This is a genomic window from Thioalkalivibrio sp. (genome assembly GCF_041685615.1).
Lineage (GTDB): Bacteria > Pseudomonadota > Gammaproteobacteria > Ectothiorhodospirales > Ectothiorhodospiraceae > Thioalkalivibrio.
On sequence record NZ_JAWLFK010000068.1, the window covers coordinates 1 to 8,026 of the forward strand.

9 protein-coding genes and 2 pseudogenes are annotated in these 8,026 nt (G+C 64.6%); 6 read left to right on the forward strand and 5 right to left on the reverse strand.

What is annotated here, in order from left to right; all coding sequences use genetic code 11:
- Positions 1 to 20 precede the first annotated feature (20 nt).
- Positions 21 to 365, forward strand: a complete 345-nt coding sequence (locus ACESLR_RS10910) for a nucleotidyltransferase family protein (RefSeq protein ID WP_373054448.1) — start codon at positions 21 to 23, stop codon at positions 363 to 365.
- Positions 362 to 727, forward strand: coding sequence for a nucleotidyltransferase substrate binding protein (locus ACESLR_RS10915; protein ID WP_373026016.1), 366 nt, complete (start codon positions 362 to 364; stop codon positions 725 to 727). The genes ACESLR_RS10910 and ACESLR_RS10915 overlap by 4 nt, the downstream gene beginning before the upstream one ends.
- A 54-nt stretch (positions 728 to 781) precedes the next feature.
- Here ACESLR_RS10915 and ACESLR_RS10920 read toward each other — a convergent pair whose 3' ends face one another.
- Entirely contained in the window at positions 782 to 3,982 is a 3,201-nt protein-coding gene (locus tag ACESLR_RS10920) for a DEAD/DEAH box helicase (protein ID WP_373026015.1), read from the reverse strand.
- Positions 3,979 to 4,392 (reverse strand): (deoxy)nucleoside triphosphate pyrophosphohydrolase, encoded by a 414-nt coding sequence (locus ACESLR_RS10925; protein ID WP_373026014.1) that lies wholly within the window; start codon positions 4,390 to 4,392, stop codon positions 3,979 to 3,981. The genes ACESLR_RS10920 and ACESLR_RS10925 overlap by 4 nt, the downstream gene beginning before the upstream one ends.
- A gap of 214 nt (positions 4,393 to 4,606) precedes the next feature.
- Between ACESLR_RS10925 and ACESLR_RS10930 the strand changes: the two are divergent.
- From ACESLR_RS10930 to ACESLR_RS10940, 3 genes and pseudogenes are all read left to right on the forward strand, one after another.
- Positions 4,607 to 4,893: pseudogene (locus tag ACESLR_RS10930) on the forward strand (polyketide cyclase/dehydrase); the annotation flags it as partial.
- An 82-nt stretch (positions 4,894 to 4,975) separates the two neighbouring features.
- Positions 4,976 to 5,236 carry a type II toxin-antitoxin system Phd/YefM family antitoxin gene (locus tag ACESLR_RS10935; protein ID WP_373026013.1) on the forward strand — a complete coding sequence of 87 codons (261 nt, stop codon included), beginning with the start codon at positions 4,976 to 4,978 and terminating at the stop codon, positions 5,234 to 5,236.
- Positions 5,229 to 5,492, forward strand: coding sequence for a Txe/YoeB family addiction module toxin (locus tag ACESLR_RS10940; protein ID WP_028484284.1), 264 nt, complete (start codon positions 5,229 to 5,231; stop codon positions 5,490 to 5,492). Before ACESLR_RS10935 ends, ACESLR_RS10940 begins: the two co-directional genes overlap by 8 nt.
- Positions 5,493 to 5,593: 101 nt before the next feature.
- Here the strand turns inward: ACESLR_RS10940 and def are convergent, their stop codons facing one another.
- The 3 genes from def to ACESLR_RS10955 form a co-directional block, all read right to left on the reverse strand.
- Positions 5,594 to 6,145 (reverse strand): peptide deformylase, encoded by a 552-nt coding sequence (def, locus tag ACESLR_RS10945; RefSeq protein WP_373026012.1) that lies wholly within the window; start codon positions 6,143 to 6,145, stop codon positions 5,594 to 5,596.
- A 77-nt stretch (positions 6,146 to 6,222) separates the two neighbouring features.
- Positions 6,223 to 6,969: a nucleotidyl transferase AbiEii/AbiGii toxin family protein gene (locus tag ACESLR_RS10950; RefSeq protein ID WP_373067371.1), complete on the reverse strand. Its 747-nt coding sequence runs from the start codon at positions 6,967 to 6,969 to the stop codon at positions 6,223 to 6,225.
- A gap of 163 nt (positions 6,970 to 7,132) precedes the next feature.
- Positions 7,133 to 7,732, reverse strand: coding sequence for a type IV toxin-antitoxin system AbiEi family antitoxin domain-containing protein (locus ACESLR_RS10955; RefSeq protein WP_373026010.1), 600 nt, complete (start codon positions 7,730 to 7,732; stop codon positions 7,133 to 7,135).
- Positions 7,733 to 7,902: 170 nt separating this feature from the next.
- Between ACESLR_RS10955 and ACESLR_RS10960 the strand changes: the two are divergent.
- Positions 7,903 to 8,026, forward strand: a pseudogene (locus tag ACESLR_RS10960) (type II toxin-antitoxin system mRNA interferase toxin, RelE/StbE family); the annotation flags it as partial.

The window sequence follows — 8,026 nt, forward strand, 5'->3', positions numbered from 1 at the left end:
AGCCCAAGGCGGTCCGAAACATGGCATCGACCCTCCACGCCAGCACCGGAAACACGGCAGAGGCACTCCCGCCTCGCGAACGCGTGAACCACCTCGCGCATGCGGCTGCGGAACTCGTGCGCGAAGAGTTCGGCCAGGATGCACAGGTGTTCTGGTTCGGCTCCTGGCCGCGCGGCACCGCGCGGTGGAACTCGGATATCGACCTCGCCGTACTCCCGGCCAGAGAGGTTTCCGTCAGCGACTGGGGCCGACTCCGCGGGCGCATCGAGGACCTGCGCACCCTCTACACCTTCGACCTCGTTGACATGACCGAAGTCAGCGATGAATTGCGCAAGGAAATCGAGAGCGAGGGAATCCCGCTTTGACCACCGTCCACGACAGTTTCGCCAAGGCCCTCGGCCGGCTTGAAGAAGCCCTGCAGGCACCCACCAGCGACCTGGCCCGGGATGCCAGCATCCAGCGTTTCGAATTCACCTTCGAACTGGCGTGGAAATCCGTAAAGGCAGCCGCTGTGCCCGAAGGGCTGGAGTGCGCGTCGCCGCGATCCTGCCTGCGATTGGCTCTGAGCCAAAGCTGGATATCGGATGAGGCCATCTGGCTCGCCATGCTGGATGACCGGAACCGCGCCTCGCACACCTACGACGAGAAGCTGGCCGAGCAACTCTACTCCCGGCTGCCGGGATATCTGCCCGCCTTGCGGGAGTTGCAGGCCGCGCTACCCGCCTGAGAGAAAATCTCCAGGCGGGTAGCCCGCAAGCAAGCCTGGACACCTCTTCTTCCTTTACAGCACCGTCCGACGGGCGAGGTGCAGGAGCCGCGCGGGCAGCTCGTGCTCCAGCTCCCAGACGATGCTCATCGGCTTGCTGCCTTCGTGGCGCTGGTAGCGCACCGGGCCGCAGAAGGTGAATGGCTCGCTGAGGCCCGTCGCATCACGCTTGGCCCGCCGAATGAACAGCATGGGGGTGTAGCCACGCGCCTCGTGGTGGATGTAACGCTGCCCGGTCTCCGAGGTGGGGGAGGTGCCGGACTGCGACTGCCAGTGGAACCGCCGCTCGTTGAGGGCGTAGTCCTCGTACATGGTGGTGGGGGAGAACTCCTGCTCGGATTTTTCCAGGGTGACGAACAGCGCATCCACACGCCGTTCCGGTACGTGCCGGACACCCTCCTGCTGGGTGATGGGCTTTTCCAGGCTCCCGAGCCCCAGCGCCAGCAGGATCTGCTCGCGGGTATAGGACGCGTGCAGTTCCAGCGGACCGGTCTGCTCCGGGAAGGTGATGCCGCTCGCGGGGACGATGCGCTCGCGTCGCCAGGCAGCGACTTCCTGGAGGTCACGGTAAAGGGGGCGCTGTTCGCGGATGAAGCCGTCCACGGCGGAGAGGTCCCCATCCCCCGGACGTGTCTTGCCCCATAGCGTGCTGTGGACGAGGGACAGTCGAAGCCGATCCTCTTCGGCAAGCTGTTCCACGTTCGCCGCCGGCTGCGCCAGATGGGTCTGCAGGGTTTCCAGCAACTGCCGATCGTCACACCGCGCCAGGCGCTGCAGCCCGCGTTTGAGGCTGCCGGCATAGGGCCCCAGCGCCTCCGTCGATTCCCCTCCGCAGTCCGCGCGCAGCCGGGAGGGCAGGTCCTTGCGCAGCAGGTCTTCGGCATCATCCATATGCAGGCAGTCGAGCATCTTGGGCAGGCTCGCGGAGTCGATGTCCTCCTGGAAACAGGCCTTCAGCTCGCGCACGATCTGCGGGCGCTGGCGGTTGATCTGTGCACGGATGTTGTCGAGGACCCGCTGGGTGGCCAGGCGGTCGAGGTGGATCAGGCAGCCGCTGGGCAGCCAGGGGAAGCCCTCCTGGATCTGGTGATCCACCCGCTTCTCCGGCCGCGCGCTCAAGGCCCGGAACCGATCGGCATAACGAAAACGCCGATCCTGCGGCGCCACGAAATCCAGCACGGTCAGGTGTGGCTTGCCCTCGTGCAACCGCAGGCCGCGGCCCATCTGCTGCAGGTAGACCGTCAGGCTCTCGGTCGGGCGCAGCAGCAAGACGGTGTCCACCTCCGGCAGGTCCACGCCCTCGTTGTAGAGATCCACCGTAAAGATGAAGCGGATGCGCCCCTCGCGCAGGTCGCGCTGTGCCGACTGCCGCTCGTGGTCCGAGCTCTCGCCGGTCAGCACCGCGCTGGGCACCTGCTTGGCCGAAAAATGCTCGGCCATGAACCGGGCATGGTCGCAGCTGATGCAAAACCCCAACCCGCGAACCGAGCCCAGGTCCGTCGCGTGTTCATGGGCCTGCCGCAACACCCAATCGGCCCGCGCCTGGTTGCCGGTGAACACGTCTTCCAGTTCTTCGGCGTCATAGCCCCCGCGCCGCCAGCGCACCCGGCTCAGGTCCACGGATTCGTGGTCGGCCACCCCGAAATAATGGAACGGCACCAGAAGCCGACGCTCGATCGCATCCGGCAGGCGGATCTCATGCGTGTAACGCTGGCCGAAGTGTTTGCGGATGTCGTCGGCATCTGCGCGCTCTGGCGTCGCCGTCAGGCCCAGCAGGCACTTGGGCCGCACATGCTCGAGGATGCGCTGGTAGCTGCCGGCCGTACTGTGGTGCGCCTCATCCAGCACCACGTAATCGAAATGCTCCGGGGCCAGCCGGTCGAGGTCCCGCGCATTCCAGCTCTGCACCGTACAGAACAGGTGGCGGTCCTGACTCGGACGCGTCCCGCCCACCAGCACATCGCCAAACTCGTGGTCCTGCAGTACTTGACGGAAGCTCGCCATTGCCTGACGCAGGATCTCCTCGCGGTGGGCGATGAACAGCAACGACGGGCGCCCCTTATCCGCTTGCTCACGTGCAAAGCGCCGATAGTCGAACGCGGCGATCATGGTCTTGCCGGTCCCGGTGGCGGCGATGACCAGATGGCGGTCGATCCCCGAACGGCGTTCTCGCTGGATATCCTCCAGGATCTCCTGCTGAAAGGCATACGGCCGCAGATCGAAGAACGCGGTGGCGCCTTTCTGCGCCCCGGGCCCCGAGCTGGATTCCGACTCTAGTGCCTGTTGCAGGCGGGGAAGGTTATCCGTGGTAAGCGGTTCGAACTCCGCCGGGTCTGCCCAATGCGCTTCGAACGAGGTCTGGATCTGGCGCCACAGGTGCGGGAGCTCGTACTCGCTCACCTTGGCCGTCCACTCCAGGCCCTCATCCATCGCCACCCGCGAGACATTCGCCGAGCCGATGTAGGCGCTACCGAAGCCGGTGTTGCGGTGGAACAGGTAGGCCTTGGCGTGCAGGCGCGTGCGGTGCGTGTCGTACGAGACCCGAATCTCCGTGTTCGGCAGGCTTAGCAGAAACTCGATCGCTTTGAGATCGGTGGCCCCGAGGTACGAGGTCGTCGCGATCCGCAGCCTGGGCGAGCCATCGGCCGTCGGGGTCTCGGTGAAGCGTTTCAGCGTCTCGCGCAGGGCGCGAATCCCGCTCCACTTGATGAAGGACACCAGCCAGTCGGCCCGCTCCGCACTGGCCAGCTCCTTCTCGATCTGCGTGACTAGACTCGGTGTGCGATCCGAACCGGTAAGCAGGCTGGACAGGGCCAGCGGAACATCCGGCCTTGGCGTCTCCTGCTGCCCGACCTGCTCGGCCGCCGGGGAACGCACCTCCAGCAACTGCCGAAACGGCGGCTGCGGAAGGTCTTCCTCGATCCCGGACAGCGGATGCCCCGCCGCCGCCAGCGCATCCGCCAGCCCCTGCACGGCCCGGGTCCAGTCCTCGTGTCCCTTTTCGCGCAGCCCACCCGCACGCTCCGCGAGCCGCTGCGCCAGCTCGGGGACCAGGCTCATCGCCAGATCGTCGCCCTCCAGGCCCTGGCTCCAGCGGGCATGCTCCTCCAGCCCCAGGGCCTCCAGCGCCTGGCGAACCCGCGGCGTATCCAGCCGTTCATGCAGGCCGACCCATTGCACCCCAGACAGGGATTTGGCGGCGTCCTCTCGGCTCATGCGGAACGTCCGGCAATAAACGATTCGAGCAATGGAATGTCCGCGGGCGCGAGATCAAGCCCGCGAGCCTCCAGTGGTGACATCCAGCACCAGCGATCGTGCACCGTCAGCACCGGGCTCTCGTCTTCCGTCCACGCGCGCAGTGCCACCAACTCGAGGCCCCCATTACCCGGAATCGGCGTGCGCCCGATCTCTTCCCCCACTCGAAGCTCCATCGCCAGCTCTTCACGGAATTCGCGGCACAACGCGGCCTCGAGGCTCTCACCCGCCTCCGCCTTGCCCCCGGGGAACTCCCAATACCCCGCCAGCGCCTGATCGGCTCCGCGACGCGCCAGAAAGATCCGCCCCTGTGCATCCTCCAGAATGCCGCAGACCACCACCGCCTGATTCGCTTCTATGAGCGTTTCCACACCGGCTCTCCGTTAACCTCTGGCCGGATCGTACCAGGGAACGCCGCCACGGCTCCCACGGGAAGCCCGATTCCGGGCCACGCGTGGTCGCTCCTCCCGTCACGCCAATTCCGCGAAAACGGTGATATACCGATTCTGTATAGCACCGTGCTCTGTCACGCTTGTGCCGCCGGTGCGCCCGGCGCGCCATCCTGCACCCCCGGGGCGGCGGGCGATGTCGGTGATCCACCACGAGGTGGGGATCGGTGCCGCTCCGGAAGCGGTGTTCGAGTTGATGGCCCGGGTGAAGGCGTTCGCCGCCTACAGTGAGGCCATCGAGTCCATTACCCGCGTCAGGCCCGATCGCTACCGCTGGCATGTACGGGTGGCCGGGGTTCTGCCGCCGTCCCGCCGCGGCTGCTCGGCTGACGCGCGCTGGCGGGGTTGTCCTGCGAGGGCTGCTACTGGCTGACTCCGAGCGCGCGCGGCACGCATCTGCAGCTGGCCGTGCGCTGTGGCGACGCAGTGGCACAGGATGTACAACAGGTTGTACATGTAGGCCGCCCCACCTATACTTGTACAATTCAACGTACAGGAGGGCGCCATGAAGATTGTTTCATTCACCGAGGCTCGCAACGGGCTTAAGGCAGTACTGGATGGGGTGGTCAACGATGCCGACACCACGGTGATTACGCGCCGTGATTCGGAGGATGCGGTGGTCATGTCGCTGGATCACTACAACAGCCTGATGGAAACCGTGCATCTTTTGCGTTCCCCTGCCAATGCAGAGCACCTCAACAGGTCCATTACGCAATACAAGGCCGGAAAGGCAACCGAGCGTGCGTTGGTAGATGGGGATGAGTAGTCGGTTGCTTTGCTGGACCGACGAAGCATGGACTGACTACCTCTACTGGCAACGCCAGGACAAGAAGACCCTGAAGCGGATCAACAAGTTGATAGAAGACGCGAAGCGGTCTCCACTCGAAGGCATTGGCAAGCCGGAAGCCCTCAAGGAGAACCTGGCAGGTTTCTGGTCGCGTCGGATTGATGATACCAATCGACTTGTATATGCGGTGGAGGATTCGTCTATCACGATCATCTCCTGCCGATATCACTATTGAGGGGAATGTCGGCTACCGACGCATTCTGTATCGGCGGTCGACGGTACGCTCCTCGTGGCCGGAGGAAGCCGGGCCCATTCGGATGGCCAGCAGGGGCTGGCTTACGTGGGCTTTGACGAGGCTGTCGCGTGGTACTCGCGGTATTCGTCGAGGAAGGCAAGGCGGGTGGTGTCGGTCACCCGGTCGATGAACAGGGTGCCGTCGAGGTGGTCGATCTCGTGCTGGAACACGGTGGCGAGGAAGCCTTCGGGTTCCAGGTGGCGGGGTGTGCCGTCAGGCCCGTAGTAATCCACGGCGATGTGGCACGGCCGGGCGACTTCGCCGCGCAGGCCGGGGACGGAGAGGCAGCCTTCCCAGTAGCACTGCGGCGTCGGGTCGAGCACGGTGACCTCGGGGTTCACGAGTATCAGGCGGCCGGTCGGTACGGCACCGGGGTAGCGGGCGTTGCCGGGCTGGATCTCGATCACGGCGACGCGTTGCGGCACGCCGATCTGGGCGGCGGCCAGACCGAGTCCTTCGCTGGCGTGCATGGTGTCGACCAGGTCGTCCACCAGGGCGTGCAGACCGGGGCTGCCAAAATCGGCTTCGGCTACCGGGTCGCAGGTGCGACGCAGGTCGGGATGTCCCATGCGCAGGATACGGCGAACGCTCATGGGAGGGATGATGCCACGGAGTTGGGGGTCCGGCGTTGCGGGGATGCCCGCCAGGGAGAAGCCGATTGAACGGCGAGTTATCTGGTGAGCGTCCAGCCATGCCCGGCATGCCAGGTTTTCGGAAAATCCGCCCGTTGTTTGACCGCGTGCAGCGGGCGCGACAGGAAGGCTTGCAGGTCCGTAACCACATCGGACAGCGGGAGGTGCGCCAGGGCGTTTTTGTTCAGGAATGCCTGCCACTGGATCTGCTTCGATCGGTCCTGTGCGAAGTCGTCGCTCAGGCCGAACGGGGTGCCATCCGGCAGCGGTGTCATGCGGCGTTCGAATGTTGCGCGAATCGCCTGGCACAGAATCTCGCCGTCGAAATCGGTATAGCGCGACAAGATCCAGAGATCGAAGTAATCCTTCATACGACTGTTGACGATGCCGAGCGACACCAGTGCCTCCAGCTTTTCGGCGACCACGGTCGAGCGGGGATAGGCGCGAAGCCTGGGGGCAGGCATGTCCGGCAATATCACCGGGAACTCGATGGTGTCGGGGCCCGGTGTCACGGCATCGCCAAAGCCCACATCGATCTGCGTGTGGCAGCGCGCGCCGTCCAGCAGCCCCATCAATGTGATCCGCACACCGGAGTAGCTGGCCTCCTTGCGAATCGCCTCCGCGTGTACCGAGTCGGCCTGAAAGCGGATTCCATCGTCCTGCTCCACCGCACAGAGATCCCGAAACACCGCCTCAAGGTGCGGCATATCGGCTGACCCGAAGCCCAGGAGGTCGGCGTCACGCGTCGGACGGTGCGGGATGTCGAACCACAGATCGAACAACAAGGCGCCCTTGAGCAGAGGAACTGGTCTGCATGGGAGGAGGTGCTCAGGCGATACAGGAATCGTTCCAGGGCATAGCGGGTGAGTACGAGATTGTAGTCCTGCTTATGGTTTCGGGCGTTTTCGAGCAGGCGGGCACGGACCGAAGCGGAGAGGTTCTTGGGGCTCACGGCAGGCTCTCCAGATACGGGCGCATGACATTGCCGACCCGGCACAGCTTGGCAAACTGCCAGAGTTCGTCCATGCGGACCCGCTTCCCACTCCAGGCCTCGCGCAGGGCCTCCAGGGCGACATCCAGGCCAATCTTGTTGCGGTACTTGAAGCAGTCTGCGACCGTCCTGGCAATACCGGTGACGCGTACCGGAACCCCTTCGATCAAGTGCTCCTCGACGCCTTCGGCAAGGAGAGGATCGGAAAAGCGGACAACGCGCAGGGCCGGGTAGTCGATTCGGGGAGCGCGGGCCTTGTTGGGGATCGCCAACCAGACCTCGAACGGTGACTGGGTAGTTAGATTGTGGAAACGCAGCGCCGAGAGCAGGCACACGATGGCCCGCGGATGCTTGCGCGCGGCCTCGGCCAGCGCGGTGTGTTCCGAGACAGGCCGGTCCGGCAGCGCATAGAGGCCGCGTGCAATCCGCGTGAGCGCACCCTGACGGACGAGGCGCGTCAGCGCGACCCTCGGCAGGCCCAGTGGCTCCAGGTCGCGCGGCCGGATCAGTCCGCGTTTGCGTGCGAGATCGAGGATGGCTTCTGCGCGTGTACCCATGCCGGCATGCTGTTCCGTTATGCCGGTAGAAGTCAATTATTACCGACAAAAAGAAACGGCCTGATCATCCAGGACCAGGTAGAGATGGATACGGTGCGGCGTCGCAGACGCAACGCCGGTCGAGGTACGGAATTTGGCATACCATATTTGGTATACATGCTTTCTTTGGTATGTGGGCCGTCTTCGAACACACGAGGGTAGAAAAGAACCTTGCGGCCGCGCCTGCTGAAGTTCAGAAGCGGTACGAGAAGTGGAAGGACATCGTCACCATCTCGGGTCCACAGGGGTTGCGGC